This is a genomic window from Corynebacterium nuruki S6-4 (assembly GCF_007970465.1).
Lineage (GTDB): Bacteria > Actinomycetota > Actinomycetes > Mycobacteriales > Mycobacteriaceae > Corynebacterium > Corynebacterium nuruki.
This window is the reverse complement of record NZ_CP042429.1, coordinates 1,432,991-1,458,336: the sequence shown is the minus strand read 5'-3', so window position 1 is coordinate 1,458,336 and position 25,346 is coordinate 1,432,991. Positions and strand designations below refer to the sequence as shown.

Below are 25,346 nucleotides of genomic sequence, written 5' to 3'. Positions count from 1 at the left end.
CGCCGAAGGGGCACAGACGCCGGAGAAACTGCACTCCCTGTCACCGTCCACTGCGTGGATACGGTGACAGGGAGTGCAGTTTCTGTGTGCCGGGGAGGTGCGGTGCGGACGGGCGGTGCGGCTGTGTGGCTGTGCGGCCTACTGCGCGGCGACGGACCAGACGACGGTGTAGCCCTGCTCCTCACCGTCCTGCTCGCCGAGCGCCCAGGTGTGGATCTCCGCCACCGCGAGCCGCGGATGCGTGCCGTCGGCAGCGGTCTGGTCGGAGGACCCCTTCACCGTCACCTCGGACTTCTCGTTGGCGGTGTACGTGTGGTCCACGTTCGCCCCGGGATCGTCGTAGATCTGCAGCAGCTGCCACTCGCCGTCGGAGACGTTCCCGGGCAGTTTGAGGGTGACTTCGCCGTCGGCGGGGATGGACAGCGTCGTCGGCTCGCCCGGCTTGCAGTCCTGCTGGCCGATCGCGCAGACCGAGTACGGGGCGATCTCCTGCTCCTTGCCGTCCACCACGGCGGTGATGCGCAGATCCTGCGGGGCGGTCTGCTTGTCCGGGCGGCTCTGCACCCGCCAGACGATGAACGCCACCACCGCGACGAGGATGACGATGATGAGGAAGGTCAGCAGCTGACGGCGCTGCAGGGCCTTACGGCGCTGCTTCTTCGTCAGCTTCGGCTGTGCCGGCCGTGCTGCCCCGTTGTCCGTCTGGTCATCCATCTGGTCCCGCTGCTCCTTAGAAGTCTCGGCCCGCACCGCCGCTGACCGCGGGCGGCCTCAGACCCTCGACCGGATGCGGCCGATGAGGGAGCCGAAGCCCACGCCGCGGACGGCCGCGATCACGTTGACGAAGAACACTGTACCGGTGGCGGCCAGCACCGCCATACCGACGGTGAGGTCGGTGGGCAGCAGCAGGCCCATGGTCCCGCCGAGGACCCAGGACAGCTGCAGGGTGGTCTCCGACAGGCCGAACGCGGACGCCTGGGCGGTCTGGTCGAGTCCGGACTGGATGGTGGCGTCCAGACAGGATTTGCAGATGGCGCTGCCCAGCGACAGCAGCAGTGTCGCCCCCGCCGCGGTCCAGGTGCCGTCCCAGACCGCGGCGGCGATGACGGCCGCCAGCGAGATGACCCCCAGCACGATGACCGTGGCCTGGGGGCGGGGGAACTTCACCCGGGACCCGATGACGTTGCCCAGCATGGTGCCCGCCCCGCCGGCCGCACCCACGATGCCGAGGATGGTGAGCTGTTCGGTGGCGCTGAGATCGCTGGAGGACTTGGCGACGAAGGCAATGTAGATCGTCATGAACCCGGTGCCGAGCCGCTGCAGGGCAGTCCCCCACATACAGGTCCGGGAGGTGTTCGGGAACCGGACCCGCAGTGAGTCACGCCAGGTCTGCAGCATGCTGTGGCCGTGGCCCGGGTGATGTCCGTCGGCGGGGTGCAACGGGACCGTGGGGGCGTCCGGTGCGAAGGGGTCGGCGGTGACCTCCTCGTCACTGCGTTCGGCGGTGTCCGGGATGAGGGCGCAGAGATAGATACCGACCAGTGCGACGATGAGCAGCAGCCACAGGGCGGCCCGGGGGTCAGCGAGGAAGGCGACCGCTGCGGCGAGCCCGCCGAAGATGCCGGAGCCGCCGATGTGCCCGGTGATCGTCAGGCGGGCGTTCGCCCGGACCAGATCGAGATGTTCGGGCGCCAGACGGGGGGTGACCGAGGACTTGAGCACCCCGAAGGCCTTGGACAGGACGAGCATGCCGAGGGCGGCCGGGTACAGCAGCCAGCTGTCGAAGTTCTGCAGCAGCACAGTGGCCAGCACGACGCGTCCGGCGAAGGTCAGGGACATAGCGAACCGGCGGCCGGTCCGGATCCGGTCGAGCAGCGGTCCGATGACCGGGGCCAGGACGGCGAACGGGGCGATGGTCACCAGCAGGTAGGCGGCGACGGACCCCCGGGACTCGCCGGTGGTCGCGGCGAAGAACAGGGTTCCGGCCAGCGCGACGGCGAGGACGGCGTCCACCGCGAAGTTCGCGACCGTGGCGAACATAAGCGCGGTGAGTCCGGATTCGCGCGCGCCGTCGGCCCCGAGCACGCCGTAGACCTTCTCGGCGAGGCGGACGGCGAACCGCCGGCGCGGCCGGGACACGTTATCGGGACCATCCGGACCGCCCCGGCCCTCCGGCGCCGACGTCCCGGCCGGGGACACGGCCGGTGCCTCCAGAGTCGGATTTTCGGACGCCGGGTTCCCGGCCGTGGTGCCGTCGGTGTTGCCGGTGGTGCCGTCGGTGATGTCGTCCGGGGTGTCAGCCACTGATCCGGACCTCGTACAATGTGTCCCACAGTTTGCCGGTGAGGTAGAAGCGGTCCGTGGTGCCGGGCACCGCGGCGATGCCGTTGAGGACATCGGCGCCGGGCCGGTCGCCGGCGGGCAGGTCGATGTCGAGTGCACCGGTCACCGCCCCGGTGGCGGTGTTGATCCGGACGATCCGGTCGGACTGCCACAGGTTCGCCCACACCACACCACCTGAACAGTCCAGCTCGTTGAGCTGGTCCACCGGTTTCCCGTCGAGGGTGACATCGATATGCCCGGTCTCGGCGAAGGTCGACGGGTCACGGAAGGTGAGCCGGTCGGAGCCGTCGGACATCACCAGACGCTCACCGTTGGAGCACAGTCCCCAGCCCTCCCCGTCGTAGCGGGCTTCACCGGTCTGGGCCAGGGTGCCGGCGTCCCGCTTCGCGGCGACGCCGTTGTGCCAGGTCAACTGCCAGACCGTGTCGCCGTGGCGGGTGATCCCCTCGCCGAACCAGTCCTCGGGCAACTGGACGTCGGTCGTCGCCCGTCCGCCGTCGACCGGGGCACGGTAGGCCCGCGACCTGCCCTCGAGGCCGGTGGAGACCAGCAGGTCACCTTCCGGCATGACCTCGAGGCCCTGGGTGAAGGAGGTGGCGTCCCACGGGTGCTCGGCGAGGACCTCGCCGTGCAGTTGGGCGACGTCGGCGGTCGCCGTGCCACCGTCGTCGCCGTCGGAACAGGCGGTGAGTCCGGTGCAGGCGAGCAGCAGCGCGGTGAGGAGGGCGGCGTACGGTGCCCGGCGTGCCCGGGCTGCCCGGCGTGTCCGGGGTGACAGACCTGCCGAAAATGTCAGCATGGTCCCATGCTGCCACACCGATTCCCGCGTTCCAGTTGCCGGGCCGGGCCGGACGGGGAACACTGAACAGGCTGACGTTCACCGGGAATTCACCGGGGGAGTCGGAGAGAGAATGCGAAAGATCCCCAGAGAGGCCGCCATGGCAGACAGAGACAACACCGGGGCCCCGGCGCGCCCGGACCCCGCAGCGGGCACAGCGGACGCCGCCGGCGCAGCGGGCACAGACAGCACAACCGGCACAGCCCCCGCCGGGAAGCCGACCGGCTTCCTCGACCGCTACTTCCACATCAGTGAACGCGGCTCGACCGTGGGCACCGAGGTCCGCGGCGGTGTGGTCACCTTCTTCGCGATGGCCTACATCATCCTGCTCAACCCGCTGATCATCGGTACGGTCGCCGACCACACCGGTGCCGAGCTGGGGGTCGCCGCGGTCGCCGCGGTCACCGCCTTCGCCGCGGGCGTGATGACCGTCGCCTTCGGCATCTTCGCGAAGTACCCGTTCGGTATCGCCGCCGGCCTCGGCATCAACACCCTGGTGGCCGTGACCTTCGTCGCCACCGAGGGACTGACCTGGCCGGAGGCGATGGGCCTGGTCGTCATCGACGGCATCATCATCGTGCTGCTCGCCGTGTCCGGTTTCCGCGAGGCGGTGTTCCGGGCCATCCCGGCATCCCTGAAATCGGCGATCACCGTCGGTATCGGACTGTTCATCGCCTTCGTCGGCGTGGTGGACTCCGGCTTCGTCACCCGCAACACCGACGACATGAACACCACCGTCCCGGTGAGCTTCGGCGTCTCCGGCTCGATCGTCAGCTGGTCCGGCGTCGTCTTCGTCATCGGACTCGTCCTGTGCGGCGTGCTCGCAGCCCGCAGGATCCGCGGTGGCCTGTTCTTCGGCATCGTCGGGACGACCGTCATCGCCGTGGTCATCCAGGCGATCACCGGGGACGCCGATGACTCGGCCTCCACCGGCTGGCACATGGCCGTCCCGAAGCTGCCGGACTCCTTCGGCGGCATCCCGGACCTCAGCCTCATCGGCAACGTCGACCTCGTCGGCGCGTTCACCCGGGTCGGCGTCCTGTCGGCGTGCCTGCTCATCTTCACCCTCGTGCTGTCCAACTTCTTCGACGCGATGGGCACCATGACCGGCCTCGGCAACCAGGCCGGGCTCACCGACAAGGACGGCGTGCTGCCCGACATGCGGACCGCCCTCATCGTCGAGGGTGCCGGTGCCGTCGTCGGCGGTGCGGCTTCCGCGTCCTCCAACACCGTCTTCGTGGATTCCGCCGCGGGCATCGGCGACGGGGCGCGCACCGGCCTGGCCAACGTCGTCACCGGTGTGATCTTCCTCCTCGCGATGTTCCTCACCCCGCTCTACGAGGTCGTTCCGGTCGAGGCCGCCGCCCCGGTCCTCGTCATCGTCGGGGCGATGATGATGGCGCAGGTCAAGCTGATCGACTTCAGCGATCTCACCATCGGTCTGCCGGCGTTCCTCACCATCGTGATGATGCCGTTCACCTACTCCATCGCCAACGGCATCGGCATCGGCTTCGTGGCCTACGTCGTGCTCCAGCTCGGTACCGGCAAGTGGCGGATGATCCACCCGCTGATGTACCTCGTGGCGATCCTGTTCGCCGTCTACTTCGCCATCGACCCGATCAAGGACGCCCTGGCCTGAGTAGGCTGACCGGGGTGACTACCCCGATCAGCATCACCGACCCTGCCGACCCCCGCCTCGACGACGTCCGCGACCTCAACTCGTCGGACCGGCGTCCTGACCTGCCCGGCGGGAAGGGGCTCGTCATCGCCGAGGGGAAGCTCGTGGTGCCCCGGTTGGCGGCGTCCCGCTTCCCGGTGCGGTGCGTGGTCGGCTTCGCCGACCGGCTCGCCGAACTGCAGGACGCCGCGGCGGCCGATGAGGCGGTGGCACGCGGACTCGACGGGGTCCCGTTCTACGCGGTCGACCGGGGGACGTTGGCCGAGGTCGCCGGATTCGACATGCACCGGGGCCTCGTCGCCGCCGCCGACCGGGTGCCCGAACCGCCGCTCGCCGAGGTGCTCGACGGCCTGACCGGTGGTGGTGCAGACGGTGCTGACGGTGCTGACGGCACCGGCAGTCGTGTCATCGGCGTCCTGGAGGGGGTGGGGGACCACGAGAACATCGGCGCCCTGTTCCGCAATGCCGCCGGCCTCGGCGTGGGTGCGGTCCTGCTGGGGGCGGGCTGCGCGGATCCGCTGTACCGGCGGGTCGTCCGCGTCTCGATGGGGCATGTCCTGCGCGTCCCGTTCGCCCATCTGCCGGGGAAGCCGACGACCTGGCAGCGCGGGCTCGCGGACCTGCAGGACCGCGGGTACCGGGTCGTCGCGATGACCCCTTCGACGCAGACGACACTCGCCGAGGCGGTCGCGGGGGCGGACAAGGTCGCCGTCATGGTCGGGGCGGAGGGGCCGGGGCTCACCGAGCACGCGATGCGGGCCGCCGACGTGCGGGCGAAGATTCCGATGGCGCCCGGCACGGATTCGCTCAATGTCGCCACCTCGGCCGCGATCGGGTTCTACGCGGCACAGTTCTAGGCGGTCAGTTCCGGCTGCGGCCCGTCACCTTGATCCGGTCCCCGTACCCCCGGGAACATCGTGGACGCAGCCTCCGGGGGAATCACGTCCCGCTGACTTCCCCGGGGAGGCCGCCAACACTGCCGTCGGGATGACAGGGACGGAGACTTCCGGCAGCCGGTGACAGCGGAACGAACCGACAGGTTGAATTTCCTGTCCTCAGTCCGCCCCCGGGTTCGTGAAACCGACATCCGCCGGAGCTGAACGACCCCTGGGTTCGTGACAACGGCACCGGTCGGATCCGGGGCTCCCCGGGAAGTACACCTAGCGGCCGGTGTTGCGGGCGCGGCGACGGACCTCGTCGCCGATGGCGTGGGCGCCGTCCTGGAGCATCCGGAACCCGGAGCGCACACCACGGCCCACCGAGACGACGGCCCCCCGGAGCAGTTCCGGGGTCGTGCGCGTGTCGGGGGCGGGGGTGCCGGCGTCCGCCGCGTAGTCGTCGTAGTCGTCGTCCCCGTCGGCGGGGGCGGTCGGCGATCCGGCGCCGGTGGTGAACCACGTCCGGTCCTCCGTCGGCACCTGCCGGGGTGCAGGCCGACCGTCCACGGCGAAGGCCGCGACCGGGACATCGACGGCGAGGTCGGACCCCTCGGTGAGGCTCACGCCGAGCCAGTACTCCACCGCGGCGAGGGCGAACTCGGAGGGCAGGAAGGACAGCTGGATGCCGCGGGCATCCGTCGTCCCCTCCCAGAACCTCGCCTCGAACGGCTCCGGCAGACCCTCGTCCTCGATGATGGTGTCCCGCGTGGCGCAGAAACTGCGCTTCAGCCGGCGACCGGCCCAGTGCGCGGCGCCGGCGAGTCCGTCCGGATCACCGGGGGTGTGCACGGTGGCGTACAGGTCCGCCGCCGGGATGAGGGTCGTGAGCCCGCGCCAGGCGCCGGTGAGCTCCGGCAGCTGTGACAGGGTAGCGAGCTCGGGGATGACGGTCTGCACGACCGACAGTCCCGGATAGCCGCCGATGTAGAACTCGTCGGGTCCCGGCGGCGCCGACCGGTTCATGTCGAAGTCACCGATGTGCGTCAGCGGCCACGACGGATTGAGCTGGGAGAGGAACTTCCGGGCGAAACCACGGTCCGCACGGGGCTCGGCGGTGAGGACCTTGCGCGGTTCGGCAGCGGTGACGAACCAGAGGGTGACGACATGCTGGGGTCCGGTCATCGGCTCCGGTCCCTACTTCTTCTTGCCGGGCTTGGGGCGGACGCCGAGCAGGACATCCTCCCAGTGGGGCGTGGCGGCCTTGCGGCGGCGCTTCGCGGGATGGCCGGAGCCGTCGGGGTCGGGCTGCCGGAGGAAGCTCACCTCCGCGGAGCCGTCGTCGGCGGCGTCGGCGGCGCGGTCAGTCCCGGTGCCGGCGGAACCGGCGGTGGAGTTCCCGTGGTCGTCGCGCCCCCGTCCGTCGAGGGCGGTGATGTCACTGTCCTGGACGACGGGGGTGTCCGGGGTGGTCTCGGCGGCCGACGGTGAGTCCGACCGGCCGGCGGTGCTCACCCGCGGATCGACGAGACCGATGGCCACCGAGTTCACCGGGGTGACGGTCGCGGCGCTGCCGACGGGCTGCGTCCAACGGAATTCCGCGGTGAACTCCGCGGCACCCTTCTTGTTTCCCTTCTCCCAGGTCACGGTGATGATCCACTCGTCGGAGGAGTTGAGGGCGGCGTCCCACCCGGCCTGCCGCAGGTCTTCACCACGGCCGGCGAAGGCGGTGGCCAGCACCTCCCAGAGGGTGGCGTGCGAGGGGCCGTCGGAGAGCACCGGCCGGGCGCGGTGGGCGAGGTCGGCGAGCCGGGCGCGTTCCATGAGCACCGGCCGGGCGAAGGCCTCGACGCGACGGTCCGGCATGCCGGTCTCGTCGATGATCTCCGCGGTGGAGGCACCGTGCCGGATCCGGTCCTGGATGTCCTTCGGGCGCAGGTGTACCCGTTCTGACCTGGGCGTCGCGGCGGGGGCGTCGATCCGGGAGACGGACAGGGACGGTGTGGCGCCGTCGCCGGCCTCCGCGGCGGCGTCCGGGGTGTCCCCGGCCCGGCCGGTGGTCTCCGGTGTGGAACTGTCACCGGGCTCCGGTGTCCCGGTGAGGGCCGCCCGCAGTTCCGCGGTGACCGGGAGGACGTAGGTGGCGTCCCCGTCCCTGTCCCGCAGGACCAGGTTGTCGGAGTCGCTGTCGTCCGGAACGAACCGCAGTTCCTGCATCGGTGACCTCCGTTGATGTGTCGTGACTCTGCGCAGAGTGTTCAGGGCCGACTGTATCGCAGAACGGTCGTGACGCGCCGCAGCGACGTGCGGAGAGGGTGGCCTGCGGGACGGTCGGACCGTCTCCGCCGACCACCCCTCTCCGGTGCCTGCGGCAGTGTGTCGTAGCTGTGTCAGCCTGTGACAGCTGTGACAGCTGCGGCGTCCGCTACTTCGTGGCGACGCCGGCCTCGAGGATGTGGTCGATGGCCTTCGTCAGGGTGCGGATGTCCTCCGGCTCGATGGCCGGGAACATACCGATGCGCAGCTGGTTGCGGCCCAGCTTGCGGTACGGCTCGGTGTCGATGATGCCGTTGGCGCGCAGCGTCTTGGCGATCACGGTGGCGTCGATCGAGTCATCGAAGTCGATGGTGCCGACGACCAGCGAGCGGCTGGCCGGGTCGGTGACGAACGGGGTGGTCTCCGCGCGGCCCTCGGCCCAGTCGTAGAGGATGGAGGAGGACTCGGTGGTGCGGGCGACCATGCCGTCCAGGCCACCGTTCGCGTTCATCCACTGCACCTGGTTGTCCATCATCAGCAGGGTGGCGACGGCCGGGGTGTTGTAGGTCTGGTTCTTCCGCGAGTTGTCCACGGCGGTCTTCAGGTCGAGGAAGGCCGGGATGTAGCGGTCGGACGCCGCGATCTCCTCGACACGCTCGAGGGCGGCGGGGGAGAAGGCGGCGAACCACAGGCCACCGTCGGAGGCGAAGCACTTCTGGGGGAGAAGTAGTAGACGTCGGTCTCGGCGATGTCGACGGGCAGTCCGCCGGCGCCGGAGGTGGCGTCCACGGCGACGAGGCCGTCGGTCTTCGGACGCTTGACGGCGACCATGGCGCCGGTGGAGGTCTCGTTGTGGGCCCAGCCGACGAGGTCGGCGTCCGTGCCGTCGAGCTCGGAGGTCGCGGGGGCGGTGCCCGGCTCGAAGGCGTGGATCTCGGGCTCGGCGAGCCAGGGGGCCTTCTTCGAGACGGTGGCGAACTTGCCGGAGAACTCACCGTAGGTCAGGTGGGCGGACTTCTCCCGGATGAGGCCGAAGGAGGCGGCGTCCCAGAATGCGGTGGCGCCACCGAGCGAGGTGATGATCTCGTAACCCTCGGGGAGGTTGAACAGGGTGGAGAGTCCGTCGCGCACGGAGCCGACGACATCCTTCACCGCGGCCTGGCGGTGGGAGGTGCCGATGACGTCCCGGCCGCCGGCGACGATGGCGTCGATCTGCGCCGGGCGGACCTTGGACGGGCCGCAGCCGAACCGGCCGTCAGAAGGGATGAGGTTCTCGGGGAGGGTCAGGAACTGATCGCTCATAGTGAGGTGCTGTCCGCTTTCTTGTCGTGGGGACGTGCCCCGCACGGTCAGCGCGCGGGGTCTGCCGGGAACAACCCTAGCGTGCCTGCCTGTCAGGTGGAATCGGTGTCCCATATATCGGGAGAAACGGGGGCGGGGGTGGCTTCCCCCGTGGGAACCGGGTACCGGGATGTTGCGTGTAGTTGTATTTCTGTAGACTGTGTCCTATCCCACGGTCCGTTTTACCGTACGTACGTACTGTGGCCGACAACCGAGCACATCAGAACACATCGAAAGGGATGTCAATGGCTTCCGATAACCAGGACAAGGCCGTTCTCCACTACCCCGGTGGCGAATACGAGATGCCGATCGTCAAGGCGACTGAAGGCAACTCCGGTTTCGCGCTGGGCAAGCTGCTCGCCGAGACCGGCCTGACGACGTTCGACCCGGGCTACGTCAGCACCGGCTCAACCAAGTCGGAGATCACCTACATCGACGGCGAGAACGGCGTCCTGCGCTACCGTGGCTACGACATCGCCGACCTGGCCAACAACGCGACCTTCAACGAGGTCAGCTACCTCCTCATCAACGGCGAGCTGCCGAACGACGCACAGCTCACCGAGTTCAACGAAAACATCCGCAAGCACACGCTGCTGGATGAGGACTTCAAGAGCCAGTTCAAGATCTTCCCGCGCAACGCGCACCCCATGAACGTCCTGGCCTCCTCGGTCAACATCCTCGCCACCTACTACGAGGACCAGCTTGACCCGCTGAACAAGGACTTCCAGCTCAAGAACACCTACCGGCTCATGGCCAAGGTTCCGATGCTGGCCGCCTACGCGTACCGCGCGTCCAAGGGCAAGCCCTACATGTACCCGGACAACAACCTGAACGCGCGCGAGAACTTCCTGCGCAACATGTTCGGCTACCCGACCGAGGAGTACCAGGTCGACCCGGTCGTCTCGAAGGCCCTCGACAAGCTGCTCATCCTGCACGCCGACCACGAGCAGAACTGCTCCACCTCCACGGTGCGCATGGTCGCCTCCTCGCAGGCGAACATCTACTCGTCCATCGCCGCCGGTGTGAACGCCCTGTCCGGCCCGCTGCACGGTGGTGCCAACCAGGCCGTCCTGGAGATGCTGCAGGACATCCACGCCAACGGCGACGACGCGACCGAGTTCATGACCCGCGTCAAGAACAAGGAGCCGGGCGTCAAGCTCATGGGCTTCGGTCACCGCGTGTACCGCAACTACGATCCGCGCGCCGCGATCGTCAAGGAGTCCGCGCACGAGATCCTCGAGCACCTCGGTGGCGACAACCTGCTGGACCTCGCGATGAACCTGGAGGAGATCGCCCTCAACGACGACTACTTCATCTCCCGCAAGCTCTACCCGAACGTCGACTTCTACACCGGCCTGATCTACCGCGCCATGGGCTTCCCGGAGGACTTCTTCACCGTCCTGTTCGCCATGGGCCGTCTGCCGGGCTGGATCGCCCACTACCTGGAGCAGGTCAACGAGCCGACCGCGAAGATCAACCGGCCGCGCCAGATCTACACCGGCCAGAGCTTCCGCGAGTTCGTCCCGCGCAGCCAGCGCTAGGACACCCGGGGACGCCCCGGTGGCGCCGTCCCGCCGTGTACCGCGCCGGACGCTGCGCCTCATCGATGACACCGACCCCGTCGGATGGTCCTGACAGTCAGGACCACCCGGCGGGGTCGCTGTCGTCGGTGGGGCGTTCCGGCGGGTCGGGGGCTGCCGGGGACCCGGTCGTTCCCTGTGGCAGGGTGCCCTGACCTGCGGAGGACTGGGGGTGACGCACCGGAGGTGGACGCCGGGAGGAGGTTGCGCGGTATTGCTCCACGCGGTGCGGTGGCTGCTAAGCTGGGTCGGTCCACCGCCGACGATGGCAGGTGGACATCCGAATTTTCTTGTGACTGTTTCTTGGAGGATCCATGGTGAAGCCGGAGATCGACGCGCAGGCCGGGCCCGCCCCGACCGACCTCGTGATCGAGGACATTGCGGTCGGTGACGGTGCTGAAGCGGTCCCGGGCGGGATGGTCGAGGTCCACTACGTGGGCGTCGACTACGAGACCGGTGAGGAGTTCGACTCGTCCTGGGACCGCGGCCAGACCATCGAGTTCCCGCTGTCCGGGCTGATCCAGGGCTGGCAGGACGGCATCCCCGGGATGCGTGTCGGCGGACGCCGGAAGCTGACGATCCCTCCGGAGCTGGCCTACGGGCCCGCCGGCAGCGGTAACCCGCTGGCCGGCCGGACGCTGGTCTTCATCATCGACCTCATCGACGCGCGGTAGCGTTCAGCCCCGCACGACAGGGCGTTCAGCCCCTGATCACACTGCGCAGCCGCAGTGTGTTGATCCGGCCGAGCTCCCGGACGGTGGTCTCCCATTCGGTGACGGTGGGATTGTTGAGCCGCCTGCTGAGCAGGCGGAGGACCTCGTGACCCCCGATGCCCTGGGCGCAGACGAGGAACAGGTGGTGGAAGCGGTCCTCGTAGCGTCGGCAGAGGTCGGCGATGTCGGCGAGGACCTCGGGTGGGGATTCCAGGATGAAGGACTGCTCCGCCCGGGAGTAGATGTCGGTGGTCTCCTCACCGAGCACCGGGTGTGCCTGGATGCTGCTGAGTACCTCGACGCGGGGGAGCCGGAGGAGTTCGCGGTGGGCGGCGTCCAGCAGGTGTTCGAGGCTGCGGAAGGGCTGGTCCGCCGCGATCGCGTCGCCGAGGGGCGGATTGTAGAGCAGGTCACCGATGAGGGCGGCGACCTGCTCGCAGGGCAGCTGGTTGAGTTCGGCGATGTCGGTGTGGAACGGGGTGGTGGTCCGGGTGGGGGTGACGGTGATCGGTTGTTCGCTCATGGTCCCCAGGTAACCGTGGCGTGATTTCGTCGCTGTTACGTGGCGGTGTCGCAGTGCGTTAACCTCCGGACCCCGCAGGCCGGACCGCAGGCCGGGCCGTGCGGGGTCACGCCGTGCGCAGTGCGCGGAACCAGCTGAGGCGGCGACCGTTGTTGAGGATCGCACTGCGGTAGATCCGCGCGACCAGGAGCAGCACGAGCACTGTCGCCGCGGCGAGGACCACGAAGGACGCCCCGAGCTGCCACAGCGAGAAGTTCCCCGCCGCGAACTGCAGCGGCGCCAGGCCGAGGGACATCGGCGGAATCCACGACAGGACCTGCAGGAATGTCGAGTCCAGTGAGTTGAAACCGAGCAGCGGCGGGTACATCACCGCGAAGAACACCAGCATGACCGGCATCTGGGTGCTGCTGAGCTCCTCGGCCTTGCTGACGAGCGATCCGGCGGCGGCGTAGAGCGCGCTGAAGAACAGCATGCCGAGGATGTAGGCGACGAGCAGCACCAGCACGATGGCCGGGGACAGGTCGACGTCGGCGAGCACCCCGATCGCCGACATGGTGGCCAGGGCGACGGCGAGAATGACGGCGGTGCAGGCGAGGCCGACGACGAGCATGGCCAGCACCTTGCCCGCCAGCAGTTCCAGCGGCCGGATCGTGGCGAGGATGATCTCCACGACGCGCGACGACTTCTCCTCGGTGACGCGTCCACCGACGTTCGCGGAGAACGTGAGGATGAACATGAGGATGACCATGGTGCCGACCATTGTCGTGACGATGGCGGGCAGCCGGTCCTCCCGGGCGGCGTCGGAGACGTCGGTGGCGTGCACGGTGGCGTCCGGTAGAGCGGCGGCGAAGGCCTCCGGGGCCACCCCGACGGCGGTCAACGCCTCATCCTGTGCCACGGCCGAGGCGGCGATCTGCGCGGCGGACGCCACGACCGGGTCGGCGGTACCGTCGGTGACCAGCTCGAATCCGTCGTCCCCGCGGATGAGGGCGCCGTCTTTGCCGTCATCCTTCACCGCGGCGACGGCGGCGTCCCGGTCGGGGGCGGCGGTCACGTCGACACTGTCGCCGAGCACCCGGGACACGGCGGTGGTGTCCATCCCGGTGACGACGAGGTCGGGGGCTTCGTCATCGTCGCCGCCGAAGAAGTGCACGCCGAGGATGCCGGCGACGACGGCGACGAGGGTGAGGGCGGCGGTGATGACCAGGCCCTTACTGTGGACCGCGACCTGGATCTCCCGGGCGGTGACGGTGCGGACGGCCTGCCGGTGCGAGTAGCGGTTCATGACGAGACGACCTCCTTGAACAGGTCGGTGAGGTCGGGGATGCGGCGGGTGAAACCGTGGACCGGTCCGGCGGCCAGCGCCGCGGTGAGGATCGTCTGGTCGTCGTTGTCACCCGGGTCGACCACCACGGCGTCCTGGTCCTCGTCGACGATGACGGCGCCCGGTGGCAGCCAGCCGCGGGCGGCGGTGCGGACCTCGTAGCGCACCGGGCCGCTGTTGCGCAGGTCGGTGACGGTGCCCTGGGCGCGCATCTCGCCGGCGGTGATGATGCCGACGCGGTGGCACAGGCGCTGCACCAGATCGAGCTGGTGCGACGAGAACAGCACCGGGACGCCCTCGGCGGCCTTTGCGACGAGCAGGTCGCTCATCACCGAGACGGCGACCGGGTCGAGACCGCTGAACGGTTCGTCGAGGATGAGCAGTTCCGGATCGTGGATAAGGGAGGCGGCGAGCTGTACGCGCTGCTGGTTGCCCAGCGACAGTTCCTGGAGTTTCGACTGTGCCCGCCCGGCGAGTCCGAGCTGGTCGAGCAGGTCGGCGGTGTTCCTGGTCGCGGCCTGTTTCGTGAGGCCGTGGAGGCGTCCGAAGAAGATGAGCTGGTCGGTGATGCGTTCCTTGTCGTAGAGGCCGCGTTCCTCGGGCATGTAGCCGATGGTGCGGCGGATGTCGTCGTTGATGCGGACGCCGTCGACCCGTGCCTCGCCGGAATCGGGGGCGAGGACGCCGAGGGTGATGCGCATGGCGGTGGATTTCCCTGCGCCGTTGGAGCCGACGAAGCCGTAGATCTCGCCGGGGGCGACGGTGAAGGTCATGTCGGTCAGTGCGTGGACGGTCGCGTCGCCGGTGCCGTAGGTCTTCGTCAGGTGGTCGAGTTCGAGGGTGGGCATGGTGTGCTCCTTCGCGTCCCGGTCGGTGGTTTTCCCGTGGCGTCACTGTGTCCGATTATCGTCGCGTTCCGGTGTGCCGGTCGGGGGTGACGTCAGTCGACCGCGTCCGGTCCGGACATGGCCAGGTCGCGGTTCATGCCGCCGGCGATGTCGCGGAGGACCATGAAGGGGACGTACAGCATCGCCGCGGAGGTGGCGCAGTAGCAGGCGTGGAGGGTGTGGATGAGTGTGTCGAAACTGTCCGGGCCGGGGACGCGGAACAGGGTGAGCAGTGCGAATGCGATCCAGACGATGAAGAGAAGAATCGCGGCCCGCTTCAGCGCCCCCTGTTGCGCGCGGTACCTGCGCTGCAGTTCGTACTCGTCGAGCTCGTCGTCCGGGCGCAGGTCCTCGCGATGGACGGAGCGACGGAGGCCGAGGACACAGCCGGAGGCGAAACACACTCCGATTCCCCACACGATGAGGGCGATGTCCTCGTTGACAAGGCAGAGTACGGCGCTGACGAGGATGATGACGAAACCGACTTCCGCGGCGAGGACGGCCTTTCGGCGACCACGCGCGATCGGTGGGGTGGTGAGGCTCATGAGGGGTCCTTCCGGTCGGTGCTGTCGCCCCGGTAGATCTCGGTGGACATCGGCCCGAACTCGTCGCGGCTGAAGACCGCCTCGACGGGGAGATCGAAGACCTCGCAGATGCGCAAGGCGAGGTCGAGGCTGGGGGAGTGGTCGCCGCGTTCGAGCGCGCCGACCGTCTGCGGGTTGACGTCGATGCGGGCGGCCAGTTGTGCCCGCGACATGTCCCGCTCCGCGCGGAGTACCCGGATCCGGTTGTGGATCGGGCGTGGCTTCTTCTTCGGGGACATGTGACAGAGTGTTATATAAACCCAACGATCTGTCAATGTCTCCGGCATAGGGGGAGGGGCTACTGCTTTTCCGCCGACATTCACGGAGTTCCATGCCACGGATCGGCCGGAATGTCGGTGCAGAATCGGGAGACGGCCCGGTTGCGGCGGCGTCCGGCGCTGCGGGCCGGTGCCGGGACGGGCGGAGCCGTGGCCGACCGGTGTCAGCACCGGCTGAATCTTCGGCCGGTCGGTGTCAGAACCGGTCCTCCTCCCAGAACGGGCCCATCGCAGGGTGCCATTTCCACACCTGGTCATCGGTGGGGATCCGGTCCGCCTCCGTCCGCTCCCGTCTGCTGCGCCGGTAGCGCCTGTTGTAGTCCACGGTGTCCAGGACCTGCTCGATGATCTGGTCCATGGCGTAGTCCACGCACCGGCCCGTGTAGCAGAGCAGGATCATGCCGGCCCGTGCGGCGGCGTTCCGTTTCCAGCACTCCTTGATCTGGTCGTCCGGCGTCATCGCCGGCCCACCGTGGAAGGCGTAACCGTCGATCTCGATCAGCACGCCGGCGTCCTCGATGACCAGGTCGAAACGGTAGCCGGCAACCATGGCGTTGATCTTCACCTCGACGTCGCGATCCTTCAGGGCGGCGATGACGGCGGTCGCGGCCTTCAGCTCATAGCTGCTCGCGGTCCCGGTGACCAGGTCCTTGAGCAGTTCGCCCGCACGTGCCCGGCGCCGCGGCGGAAGTCCGGCGAGGTCCTCGGCCAGGACGTCGTTACCTTTCACTCCCCGGTACTGTTCCGCGAGGAAGTCGCGGAGCCGGTCAGTCGGCAGGTCCAGCGTCACCGCGGTCTCCAGCGGTGAGGTCACCGGAATGCCGCGGATGATCCGCGTCCGGTGGGACGTGCCTTCGGACAGTCGGAAGCGGGTCCCGCCGTCGTGGCTGCTGCGCCGCGGCACCTGCGCCGTCGCCGGCCAGGTGAGAGGGGTGAGATCCTAGGCGGCTCCGGCGGTCGACCCGGTGTAGACGAGTCCGTCGCGGTGCCCGGCGAAGATGCCGAGGATTTCTTCCCCGGTGGCTTCGCGTGTCGTGTAGATGCCGTGGAGGGCGTGGAACAGCGTCCCCTGTTCCACTGCGCGGTCGATGTCGTACCTGGTCATACCGCGGGATTTCAGTTCCGCGGTCCGCCAGATCCACCTGTCCGCCGGATTTTTCACCATCATGTCCCCTCTGTGCTGCCCGCCCCGTGTTCCGGTGATCACGCTACCGGAGTGACATCGATGAGGGAGCGGTTGCTGGGTTTTGACTCTGCGCCGACATTTCGGTCGTTCCGTGCCACGGACCGTCCAAAAAGTCGGCGCAGAATCGGGACGCCGCCGGGACACCACCGGGACGCCGCCGGGACGCCGCCGCGAACCGAGGCCTGCGAGGTCCGGCCCGACAGGCGTACAACGGGGCGCATGACTGAATCAGCGACATCAGCGACGAACGATCTGATCACCCTCAACGACGGCCATGCCATCCCGCAGCTCGGGCTCGGCGTGTGGGAACTGACCCCCGAGGAGGCGTACACCTCCACCCGCGCCGCGATCGCCGCCGGCGTCCGCCACATCGACACGGCCGCCGGCTACGGCAACGAGGCCAATGTCGGCCGCGCCGTCGCCGACGCGGTCGCCGAGGGCGAGGTCACCCGCGACGAACTGTTCATCACCACCAAGCTGTGGAATGCGGACCAGGGCTACGACGAAGCCCTGGCCGCGCTCGACACCTCCCTGTCGAATCTCGGCCTCGACCACGTCGACCTGTGGCTGATCCACTGGCCCGTCCAGCCCTGGGGTCGCTACGTGGACACCTGGAAGGCCTTCGTCGCCGCCCGTGAGGCGGGCAGGGCCCGGTCGATCGGCGTCTCGAACTTCTTCCCGGAGGTCCTCGACGACATCATCGCGGCCACCGGCGTGACCCCCGCGGTCAACCAGATCGAGATCCACCCCGGCTTCTCGCAGCAGGCGCAGCGCCGGGACAACGCGGACCGGGGGATCCGGACCGAATCCTGGTCGCCGCTGGGTCGCGGTCTGTTCGACAACCCGGTGATCGCGGGCATCGCCGAGGAACACGGCGTCTCTCCCGCCCAGGTGATCATCCGCTGGCACCTGGCCCAGGGGCTCATCGTGTTCCCGCGGTCGAAGAACCCGGAGCGGGTCGCGCAGAACGCGGACGTCGACGGTTTCCGACTGACCCGGGAGCAGATCGACGCGATCACCGCGATCGACGACGACCCGAAGTATGCGGGCCGGGTCGGCGGCGACCCGCGCACCGCGGTGTTCGGGACGCCGCTGGCCTGAGTCGGTTGAACCGGTCTGAACCGGCCTGGGTCAGGTGTGTTGCCCGGGGACGTTCTGGACACCCGACCGCCGGGACGGTGTGTGAAAACCCCGGTGCCCGCGGAACGAACCGACAGGTCGATTTTCCTGTCCTCTGACCGCACCTGGGTTCGTGAACCCCACATGCGCAGGAGCTGGCCGACCCCTCGGTTCGGAAAACCGACACCGGCCCACGACCGGCGCCGACTCGGCCCCGATCGGGGGCCGGGCCCGAACTCATCCGACCCGCCGGACCGACCCTGCGCTGCACCGGGGAGGGGAAATGGGGGACAATGGTGCGCATGGCTGAAACCGCTGGAGCACCGGTGTCCCTGGAGATCGACGGACAGGTGGCGATCGTCACGCTGACCCGTCCCGACCGCAGGAATGCGCTGGACGCCGACGTGTGCCGGGCGCTCACCGCGGCACTTCAGGACGCCGCTGCCGCCGCGACTGCCGGCGCCGCCGGTGCGGCACGCGTGGTCCTGCTCCGCGGGGAGGGACCCGCGTTCTGCGCGGGGGCGAACCTGAAGGGCGGCGTGTACGCCGACGACTTCTTCGAGGCACTCGGAACCATGCTGACGACGGTGACGGACCTGCCGCTGCCGGTCATCGCCGACATCCAGGGCCCGGCGGTCGGCGCGGGCTGCCAGCTCGCCCTGGCCTGCGACCTGCGGGTGATGGGCCCGAAGGCCCGGGTGTGGGTGCCGGCGGTGCAGCACGGTTTCGCCCTGGACCCGTGGACGGTCGCCCGCGCGGTGGAGCTGCTCGGCGGCTCGGTGGCCCGCAACGTCCTCATCGCCGGGGCGCAGGTGGGGCAGCAGGCCGCGGTCGCGAGCGGTTTCGCGATGCTCGGCGGGGATTCCGTCGACGCCCTGGAGACGGCCCGTGCCGTCGCCGGCCAGGCCCCGCTGCCCACCGCGTACTTCAAACGGGCGTTGAACAACCAGGACCCGGACGAGTTGACGGCGTCCTCCCTCGAGGCGCAGGCCGCCGCCTGCTGGGCCAGTGAGGATGTGCTGGAGGCACGCAGGGCGCGCGCCGAGCGCCGGACCCCGGTCTTCGGGGGGAGGTAGCGCGGTGGCGGTGACACAGCAGCGCGGTCTGACGGCCGCGGAGGTCAACGAGCGGATCCACGACGGCCGCGCCAACACAGTGGGCCGCGGGACCGGACGCAGTGTCTGGGAGATCATCCGGGCGAACGTGTTCACCCGGGTCAACGCCCTGCTCGGGGTGCTGTTCATCTTCGTGCTCGTCACCGGGTCACTGGTCAACGGGGCCTTCGCCCTGCTGATCATCGCGAACTCGGCGGTCGGTGTGATCCAGGAACTGCGGGCGAAGAAGACGCTGGCGGACCTGCGGATCGTCGGGGAGAGCCGACCCACGGTCATCCGCGACGGGGAACCGGTCACGGTGCACCAGTCCGAGGTGGTGGCCGACGACCTCATCCGGCTGCGCTCGGGCGACGAGATCGTCGTCGACGGCACGGTCGTCGAGGCTCCCGACGAGGGGTTCAGCGTCGACGAGTCCCAGCTCACCGGCGAGGCGGACCCGGTGCGCAAGCAGGTCGGCGATGAGCTGCTGTCGGGGTCCTTCGTCACCGGCGGGGCGGGCCTGTTCCGGGCCGAGCGGGTCGGGGCGGACTCCTATGCGGCGAAGCTCGCGGGGGAGGCCAGTGAGTTCTCGCTGACCGGGTCGGTGCTGATGGACGGCATCAACAGCATCCTGAAGGTCATCACCTGGCTGCTGGTCCCGACCGGCATCCTCACGATCTGGACGCAGCTGGTGCGCTCCGGGACGGACCTGAAGGAGTCCCTGCTGTCGATGGTGGCGGCGCTGGTCCCGATGGTCCCGGAGGGACTGGTGCTGATGACCTCGGTGGCCTTCGCGGCCGGGGTGATCCGGCTGGGGAAGTACAGGGCGCTGGTCAACGAGCTCGTCGCGATCGAGGGACTGGCGCGTGTCGACACGGTCTGCACCGACAAGACGGGCACGCTGACGACCAACGAGATGGAGCTCGACGGCGTCCGCACCCCTGGGGGACAGGACGCCCCTGACGAGGTCCGGGACGCCCTGGCGCACCTCGTCGGCTCGCAGCAGGACCGCAACGACACCTCGGAGGCGGTGCTCACCGGGCTGGCCTCGGCGGAGTTCGGCGGCTGGACCGGCAGCTGGGAGGGGGCGGAGATCCCGTTCAACTCCCGGTACAAGTTCTCCGGGTTCCGGCGCGACAGCGCTGACAGTGCTGACAGTGCCGACAGTGCCGGTGAGACGTGGATCCTCGGCGCCCCCGATGTGCTCCTGCCGACCGGCGGCGCCGCCGCGGCGTCCGCGAAGGAACTCGGGGATTCCGGTCTCCGCGTCCTCGCGTTCGGCCGGGCGACCGGGGAGGTCCCGCTGCCCGGTGAGGACACGGACATGGCGTCCGCCCCGGAACTGGTGGAACCGTACCTGGTCGTGCTGCGCCAGCAGCTGCGTCCGGACGCGCGGGAGACCCTCGCCTTCTTCGAGGAACAGAACGTCGACCTGAAGATCATCTCCGGGGACAACCCGGACTCGGTGAAGGCCGTCGCCGCCGGGGCGACCGACCGCGAGCTCGTCGCGGTGGACGCCCGGACGCTCACCGGTCTGCCGGAGGAGGAGTTCGACGCCGAGATCGCCCGGGCGAACGTCTTCGGCCGGGTCAGTCCGGAGCAGAAGCAGCAGATGGTGGCGTCCCTGCACCGCGCCGGCCGGACCGTGGCGATGACCGGCGACGGGGTCAATGACGTCCTCGCGCTGAAGAAGGCGGACATCGGGGTGGCGATGGGGTCGGGTGCCCCGGCGACCCGGAGCGTGGCGCAGCTGGTGCTGCTCACCAACCGGTTCTCGGCGCTGCCGCAGGTCGTGGCCGAGGGCCGGCGGGTCATCGGGAACATCGAGCGGGTGGCGAATCTCTTCCTGACGAAGACCGTCTACTCGGTGGTTCTGGCACTGGTGGTGGGGGTGCTGGGCATGTCCTTCCCGTTCCAGCCGATCCACGTCACCGTCACCGGCTGGTTCACCATCGGGATCCCGGCGTTCGTGCTGTCGCAGGCGCCGAACACGGAGCGGCCGCGGGAGGGGTTCGTGCGGCGGGTGCTGTCCCTGGCGGTGCCCTCGGGTGTGCTGGTCGGCGGGATCTCCGTGGCGATGTGGATCGCGGTCTACCCGGGCAGCGACGCCCCGGAGCTGGCCCGTGACCAGGCGGGGACCGCGGTCCTGCTGGCGCTGATCATCATGGGGCTGTGGGTGCTGGGGATCGTCGCCCGGCCGTGGAACTGGTGGAAGGTCCTGCTGCTGCTGGCCTGTGTGGTCGGCTACGTGGTGATCTTCACGGTGCCGTTCATCCGGCATATCGTGCTGCTGGAGCCGGGGGACGCCGGGCTGATGGTGACGGGCGCGGTCGTCGGCGTGGCGGGTGCGGCGGTGATCGAGGTGGTGCACCGGATCCTGGGCCGGTGGCGGGCCGGGGTCCGGTCCCGGCGGGCGTCGCAGGACGCCGTGGCCGGCGACCGGGATTCCGCGGGGGAATAGGGGGGCCTCGAATATAGTTGACATGTCATGTAAAGGGCGCGACAATGGTCACGCACCACAGACATGTCACGGAAGAGGTACGCCATGGAGTTCGGGATCTTCACCATCGGGGACGTCACCACCGATCCGACGACCGGTCGGACCCCCACCGAACACGAGCGCATCACCGCCACCGTGGAGTACGCGAAGAAGGCCGAGGAGGTCGGCCTCGACGTCTTCGCCACCGGGGAACACCACAACCCGCCCTTCGCCGCGCCGGGGAACCCGCCGGTGCTGCTGGCCAACCTCGCCGCACAGACCACCACACTCCGGTTCTCCACGGCCACCACGCTGATCACCACCAACGACCCGGTGCGGCTGGCCGAGGACTACGCCTACGCCCAGCACCTCGCCGAGGGGCGCCTCGACCTCATGCTCGGCCGCGGCAACACCGGCCCGGTCTACCCGTGGTTCGGGGCGGATATCCGCCAGGGCATCCCGCTGGCGATCGAGAAGTACCACCTGCTGCGCCGGCTCTGGCGCGAGGAGAACGTTACCTGGAAAGGCGAGTTCCGCACCCCGCTGCAGCACTTCACCGCCGTCCCGCGTCCGCTCGACGGCGCCCCGCCGTTCGTCTGGCACGGCTCCATCCGCTCCCCGGAGATCGCCGAACAGGCCGCGTACTACGGCGACGGCTTCTTCCACAACAACATCTTCTGGAACATCGAACACACCCAGCGGATGGTCCGGCTCTACCGGCAGCGCTACGAGCACTACGGCCACGGCGGGGCCGAACAGGCGATCGTCGGTCTCGGCGGACAGGTCTTCATCGGGGAGACCGAGGCGAAGGCCAAGGAGTTCTTCCGCCCCTACTTCGACAACGCCCCGGTCTACGGACACGGGCCGTCGATGGAGGAGTTCACGCAGATGACGCCCCTGACCGTCGGCACCGTCGACCAGGTCATCGACCGCTACCTCGGTTACGCCGACGCCGTCGGCGACTACCAGCGCCAGCTGTTCCTCATCGACCACGCCGGCCTGCCGAAGGAGGTCGTGCTCGACCAGATCGAGATCCTCGGCACCGAGGTGGTGCCGGTCCTGCGCCGGGAGTTCGCCGCGCGGCGTCCCTCCGGGGTGCCGGACGACCCGCCCCACGCCGGGCTGCCGGCCGTCGAACCCGCCACCGGTGCGGGGAAGGAGAATGCGTGATGAAGCAGCTCGTCATCGTCAATGCCGGCCTCGGTGATCCGTCGACCACCCGGCAGGTCGCCGGACAGATCGCCGACGCGACCGTGCGGGGCGTGTCCGCCGCCGGGGAGGGACTCGGCGTCGAGATCCTCGACCTGCGCACCCTCGCCGTCGATCTGGCGACCTACATGACCACCTTCATCCCGACCGACGCCCTGCAGGCCGCGCGCCGCACCGTCACCGGGGCGGACGCCCTCATCGTCGCCACCCCGGTGTTCCAGGGCAGTTACTCCGGCCTGTTCAAGATGTTCTTCGACACCCTGGAGATGAAGTCGCTCGACGGGATGCCGGTGACCATGGTCGCCACCGCCGGCACGCCCCGGCACTCGATGGTGCTCGACTACGCGGTGCGGCCACTGCTGTCCTTCCTCCACGCGGTGGTCCTGCCGACCGGCGTCTTCGCCGCGACCGCGGAGTTCGGCGCCGATTCGGGGCTGGACGCCCGCGTGGCGCGCGCGGCCCGCGAGCTCACCGCACAGTTGACCGCGGTCCGCGGCGTCGCCGGGTTCACGGCACCGGACATGCCGGACGCCGCGCCGGGTGCGGCCGGCTCCGGGGACACGACGGACCCGGACTTCCGGCTGCCCGCCGGAGGTTTCGCCGCCCTGCTGTCCGGGCACACCGGGCAGTGACGACGGGGACGGCAGGGGGCGGCAGCGCTGACAGTGCCGGCGGGGCCGGCGGGGGCCGGCCGTCAGTCCAGTGAGATCTCCGGGCGTCCCGCCGGAACCGTCACCGTCGCCCTCGTCCGCATCCTGCCGCCCGGTGTGGTGACCTGGTCGACGACCCGCAGATCGGACGACCACTGCTCCGGGGTGACCGTGGTGCGCACGTAGCCGCGCTGCGCACTGGAGAGCTTGATCTCGGGGGTGGTCGCCAGCATGTTCTCCGCGGCGTCGTCCAGGTCCTTCCCGTCGCCGCCGGAACTGATCGAGGTACCGGCGATCTCCACACCGACCGCGGGGGAGCGGCTGTCGCGGTAGTCCCGCTTGAGCTCGGAGACGGTGTTGCGGTGGATGTCCCCGACGATCGACATGAGGTTGTCCACCCCGCGGTCGACGGCACCGTCGAGGATCCGGTGCCGGGAGGCCTCGTAGCCGCTCCACCCGTCCATGCTGACCTGGCGTTCGCCGTCGGTCATCTGGGCCAGGTCGGTCATGACGGTCTGGTGGGCGAGGATGTTCCAGCGCGTCGTGGAGGAGGCGAGGTTGTCGAGGAGCCAGTTCTCCTGCTGCGCACCGACCATGGTGCGGGAGGGATCGGCGGTCGCGGCGTCCTGCACGTGGGAACCGTCCCCGTAGAGCTGGTCGGAACGGTACTGGCGGGTGTCGAGCACGTTGAACGTCGCGAGGTCGCCGTAGACGGCCTGCCGGTAGATCGTCAGCGTCGGTCCGGTCGGCGCCTGCACCCGGGTGGGGGTGTGCTCCCACCAGGCCTTGAAGGCCTGGGCCCGCCGCTGCAGGAATGCCGCCGGGTCATCATCGTCCTGGGAGATCTCACCCGCCCAGTTGTTGTCGACCTCGTGGTCGTCCATGGTGACGATCCAGGGGGCGGCACGGTGGGCGGTCTGCAGCTCGGGCTCCCGCTTGTACAGCGAGTAACGCAGTCGGTACTCGTCGAGGGTGTAGGGCTCGCGCGTCACGGAGAAGTCGATGTCGCGGGTGTCGCGGGCATCGGACTTCCGGTGGTCACCCTCGTAGATGTAGTCGCCGAGGTGGAGGATGACGTCGAGTGGTTCGTGGGAGGTCGTGTCCGCCAGATCGGTGTAGGCGGTCCACAGACCGTTGACCCAGTTCTGGCAGGACGCCCACGCGAAGGACAGGGCGGGCAGGGACTGCCCGGCGGCGGGCGTGGTCTTCGTGCGTCCCGGTTCCGTGATCTGCCCCTGCGCCCGGAACCGGTAGTGGTATTCGGTCCACGGCTGCAGACCGTTGACGGTGACGTGCACGCTGTGGGCGTTGTCGGGCAGGGCGATCTCGGTGCCCCGGGCGACGACGCGGCGGAACGACGGGTCGGTGGCGACCTCCCAGTCCACCGGGACCGGCAGCGGCGGCATGCCACCGCCGGGTTCCAGCGGTGACGGGGCGAGCCGTGTCCAGAGGATGACCGAGTCCGGCAGCGGGTCGCCGGAGGCGATGCCCAGGGAGAACAGGTCGGCGCCGCCGCCCACTGAGCCTGCTGAGCCTGATGAGCCTGATGAGCCTGTGGGCCCCGATCCGCCGGTCTGCGCGTGGGCGGAGCCGAGCATGGCGGGGGCGAAGGCGGCGGCCGCGGTGACGGCGGACCAGGTGAGGAAGCGGCGGCGGGTGGTGCCACGGGTGAGGGTTATCCCTGAGGGGGCGGTGGAGATCCGGGTGTCTGTCATGGTGTCCGGTCTAACGGGTGCGGGTGGACCGGCGGTGAACTGCGGATGAAACATCGTCGGCGGGGTGCCCGGCCCCGGACCCCGGCACCTGCCGCGGCGTCCCGGGTGCGTGCCCGCAGGGTGGTCTGAGCCCCGGCGACGCCGGGCCGTGGCGCGATGTCCCCAGTTGACCCGATTCCACCGTTTCCGGGGGACTGAATCGTCCGAATCGGGTCAGCTCGGCACACCGTCGACGTGCCGCACAACCGGCTCGGGGGACACGCATTGTGACTATTAACCCGGCAGCGCACCTGTTCGTCTGGCAGGTCAAAACTACGCCGGAGACGGTGGTGAACGGCGTTTTGGCCTGCCGTGCCGACGGTTGCGCTGCGGCCGGCCGGTCATCGCGAGGAAGTTATGTTGACTCGAGTTGACCCGGATCGGTCAGTTCCGTCGGACAGGAAACGCAGAATCGGGTCAGCTCGGGACAGCCGGTGACATGCCGACAAAAGACACGGATATTGGCCATCAACCCTCGACGGTCGTGACGTGTTGTGCCCCAGGGCAGATTCGAACTGCCGACACCCGCTTTAGGAGAGCGGTGCTCTATCCCCTGAGCTACTGGGGCGCACCCGGACAGTCTAGCGTGCCGGCACCGTGGTGGTGGTAACCCGCCCCGGTCGGTCCGGAGCCCG

At 69.2% G+C, this 25,346-nt stretch carries 22 protein-coding genes, 1 tRNA gene and 1 pseudogene; 9 read left to right on the top strand and 15 right to left on the bottom strand.

Annotation, left to right across the window (positions count from 1 at the left end; all coding sequences use genetic code 11):
- Window positions 1-138: 138 nt before the first annotated feature.
- From FSW06_RS06525 to FSW06_RS06515, 3 genes are read right to left on the bottom strand one after another with little or no spacing between them, the layout of a single operon-like run.
- Window positions 139-714: a DUF2771 domain-containing protein gene (locus FSW06_RS06525; RefSeq protein WP_010122056.1), complete on the bottom strand. Its 576-nt coding sequence runs from the start codon at window positions 712-714 to the stop codon at window positions 139-141.
- A gap of 57 nt (window positions 715-771) precedes the next feature.
- On the bottom strand, window positions 772-2,304 hold the full coding sequence (locus FSW06_RS06520) for an MFS transporter (protein ID WP_010122054.1): 1,533 nt from the start codon (window positions 2,302-2,304) through the stop codon (window positions 772-774).
- Complete coding sequence (locus FSW06_RS06515; RefSeq protein ID WP_010122052.1) at window positions 2,297-3,142, bottom strand: glutaminyl-peptide cyclotransferase; 846 nt, start codon at window positions 3,140-3,142, stop codon at window positions 2,297-2,299. Before FSW06_RS06515 ends, FSW06_RS06520 begins: the two co-directional genes overlap by 8 nt.
- Before the next feature lie 139 nt (window positions 3,143-3,281).
- Between FSW06_RS06515 and FSW06_RS06510 the strand changes: the two genes are divergently transcribed.
- Window positions 3,282-4,820: an NCS2 family permease gene (locus FSW06_RS06510; RefSeq protein WP_010122050.1), complete on the top strand. Its 1,539-nt coding sequence runs from the start codon at window positions 3,282-3,284 to the stop codon at window positions 4,818-4,820.
- A gap of 14 nt (window positions 4,821-4,834) precedes the next feature.
- On the top strand, window positions 4,835-5,716 hold the full coding sequence (locus tag FSW06_RS06505) for a TrmH family RNA methyltransferase (RefSeq protein ID WP_010122049.1): 882 nt from the start codon (window positions 4,835-4,837) through the stop codon (window positions 5,714-5,716).
- Window positions 5,717-6,019: 303 nt separating this feature from the next.
- Here FSW06_RS06505 and FSW06_RS06500 read toward each other — a convergent pair whose 3' ends face one another.
- The 3 genes and pseudogenes from FSW06_RS06500 to serC form a co-directional block, all read right to left on the bottom strand.
- Window positions 6,020-6,919, bottom strand: coding sequence for a DUF6928 family protein (locus tag FSW06_RS06500; protein ID WP_010122047.1), 900 nt, complete (start codon window positions 6,917-6,919; stop codon window positions 6,020-6,022).
- Window positions 6,920-6,931: 12 nt separating this feature from the next.
- On the bottom strand, window positions 6,932-7,951 hold the full coding sequence (sepH, locus tag FSW06_RS06495; protein WP_010122046.1) for a septation protein SepH: 1,020 nt from the start codon (window positions 7,949-7,951) through the stop codon (window positions 6,932-6,934).
- Between the two features lie 208 nt (window positions 7,952-8,159).
- Window positions 8,160-9,292: pseudogene (gene serC / locus FSW06_RS06490) on the bottom strand (phosphoserine transaminase).
- A 284-nt stretch (window positions 9,293-9,576) separates the two neighbouring features.
- Between serC and FSW06_RS06485 the strand changes: the two are divergent.
- Together FSW06_RS06485 and FSW06_RS06480 are read left to right on the top strand one after the other, a co-directional pair.
- Complete coding sequence (locus tag FSW06_RS06485; RefSeq protein ID WP_010122044.1) at window positions 9,577-10,872, top strand: citrate synthase; 1,296 nt, start codon at window positions 9,577-9,579, stop codon at window positions 10,870-10,872.
- A gap of 353 nt (window positions 10,873-11,225) precedes the next feature.
- Complete coding sequence (locus FSW06_RS06480; protein ID WP_010122043.1) at window positions 11,226-11,585, top strand: FKBP-type peptidyl-prolyl cis-trans isomerase; 360 nt, start codon at window positions 11,226-11,228, stop codon at window positions 11,583-11,585.
- 25 nt (window positions 11,586-11,610) lie between these two features.
- On the opposite strand, the gene FSW06_RS06475 is transcribed toward FSW06_RS06480, so the two are convergent.
- The 7 genes from FSW06_RS06475 to FSW06_RS14490 form a co-directional block, all read right to left on the bottom strand.
- Window positions 11,611-12,147 carry a 2-oxo-4-hydroxy-4-carboxy-5-ureidoimidazoline decarboxylase gene (locus tag FSW06_RS06475; protein ID WP_010122042.1) on the bottom strand — a complete coding sequence of 179 codons (537 nt, stop codon included), beginning with the start codon at window positions 12,145-12,147 and terminating at the stop codon, window positions 11,611-11,613.
- Window positions 12,148-12,253: 106 nt separating this feature from the next.
- Complete coding sequence (locus tag FSW06_RS06470; RefSeq protein WP_010122041.1) at window positions 12,254-13,432, bottom strand: ABC transporter permease; 1,179 nt, start codon at window positions 13,430-13,432, stop codon at window positions 12,254-12,256.
- Entirely contained in the window at window positions 13,429-14,319 is an 891-nt protein-coding gene (locus FSW06_RS06465; protein WP_010122040.1) for an ABC transporter ATP-binding protein, read from the bottom strand. The genes FSW06_RS06470 and FSW06_RS06465 overlap by 4 nt, the downstream gene beginning before the upstream one ends.
- Window positions 14,320-14,411: 92 nt before the next feature.
- Complete coding sequence (locus FSW06_RS06460) at window positions 14,412-14,903, bottom strand: hypothetical protein (protein WP_010122038.1); 492 nt, start codon at window positions 14,901-14,903, stop codon at window positions 14,412-14,414.
- Complete coding sequence (locus FSW06_RS06455; protein ID WP_010122037.1) at window positions 14,900-15,181, bottom strand: helix-turn-helix transcriptional regulator; 282 nt, start codon at window positions 15,179-15,181, stop codon at window positions 14,900-14,902. The genes FSW06_RS06460 and FSW06_RS06455 overlap by 4 nt, the downstream gene beginning before the upstream one ends.
- Window positions 15,182-15,416: 235 nt before the next feature.
- Window positions 15,417-16,124 (bottom strand): hypothetical protein, encoded by a 708-nt coding sequence (locus tag FSW06_RS06450; RefSeq protein WP_010122036.1) that lies wholly within the window; start codon window positions 16,122-16,124, stop codon window positions 15,417-15,419.
- Window positions 16,125-16,160: 36 nt separating this feature from the next.
- Window positions 16,161-16,325 (bottom strand): hypothetical protein, encoded by a 165-nt coding sequence (locus FSW06_RS14490; RefSeq protein ID WP_158005226.1) that lies wholly within the window; start codon window positions 16,323-16,325, stop codon window positions 16,161-16,163.
- A gap of 300 nt (window positions 16,326-16,625) precedes the next feature.
- On the opposite strand from FSW06_RS14490, the gene FSW06_RS06445 reads away from it, so the two are divergent.
- The 5 genes from FSW06_RS06445 to FSW06_RS06425 all read left to right on the top strand — a co-directional run bounded on the left by FSW06_RS06445 (window position 16,626) and on the right by FSW06_RS06425 (window position 22,939).
- Window positions 16,626-17,507, top strand: coding sequence for an aldo/keto reductase (locus FSW06_RS06445; RefSeq protein ID WP_010122034.1), 882 nt, complete (start codon window positions 16,626-16,628; stop codon window positions 17,505-17,507).
- Window positions 17,508-17,827: 320 nt separating this feature from the next.
- Window positions 17,828-18,601 carry an enoyl-CoA hydratase gene (locus tag FSW06_RS06440; RefSeq protein WP_040430807.1) on the top strand — a complete coding sequence of 258 codons (774 nt, stop codon included), beginning with the start codon at window positions 17,828-17,830 and terminating at the stop codon, window positions 18,599-18,601.
- A 4-nt stretch (window positions 18,602-18,605) separates the two neighbouring features.
- A complete protein-coding gene (locus FSW06_RS06435; RefSeq protein WP_010122032.1) occupies window positions 18,606-21,080 on the top strand; it encodes an HAD-IC family P-type ATPase in 2,475 nt (824 codons plus the stop codon).
- Window positions 21,081-21,164: 84 nt separating this feature from the next.
- Window positions 21,165-22,268 (top strand): LLM class flavin-dependent oxidoreductase, encoded by a 1,104-nt coding sequence (locus FSW06_RS06430; protein ID WP_010122030.1) that lies wholly within the window; start codon window positions 21,165-21,167, stop codon window positions 22,266-22,268.
- Entirely contained in the window at window positions 22,268-22,939 is a 672-nt protein-coding gene (locus FSW06_RS06425) for a CE1759 family FMN reductase (RefSeq protein WP_010122029.1), read from the top strand. The genes FSW06_RS06430 and FSW06_RS06425 overlap by 1 nt, the downstream gene beginning before the upstream one ends.
- 62 nt (window positions 22,940-23,001) lie before the next feature.
- On the opposite strand, the gene FSW06_RS06420 is transcribed toward FSW06_RS06425, so the two are convergent.
- Window positions 23,002-24,672: an alkaline phosphatase D family protein gene (locus FSW06_RS06420; protein WP_010122028.1), complete on the bottom strand. Its 1,671-nt coding sequence runs from the start codon at window positions 24,670-24,672 to the stop codon at window positions 23,002-23,004.
- Between the two features lie 534 nt (window positions 24,673-25,206).
- A tRNA-Arg gene (locus tag FSW06_RS06415) sits at window positions 25,207-25,279 on the bottom strand.
- Window positions 25,280-25,346: the final 67 nt, after the last annotated feature.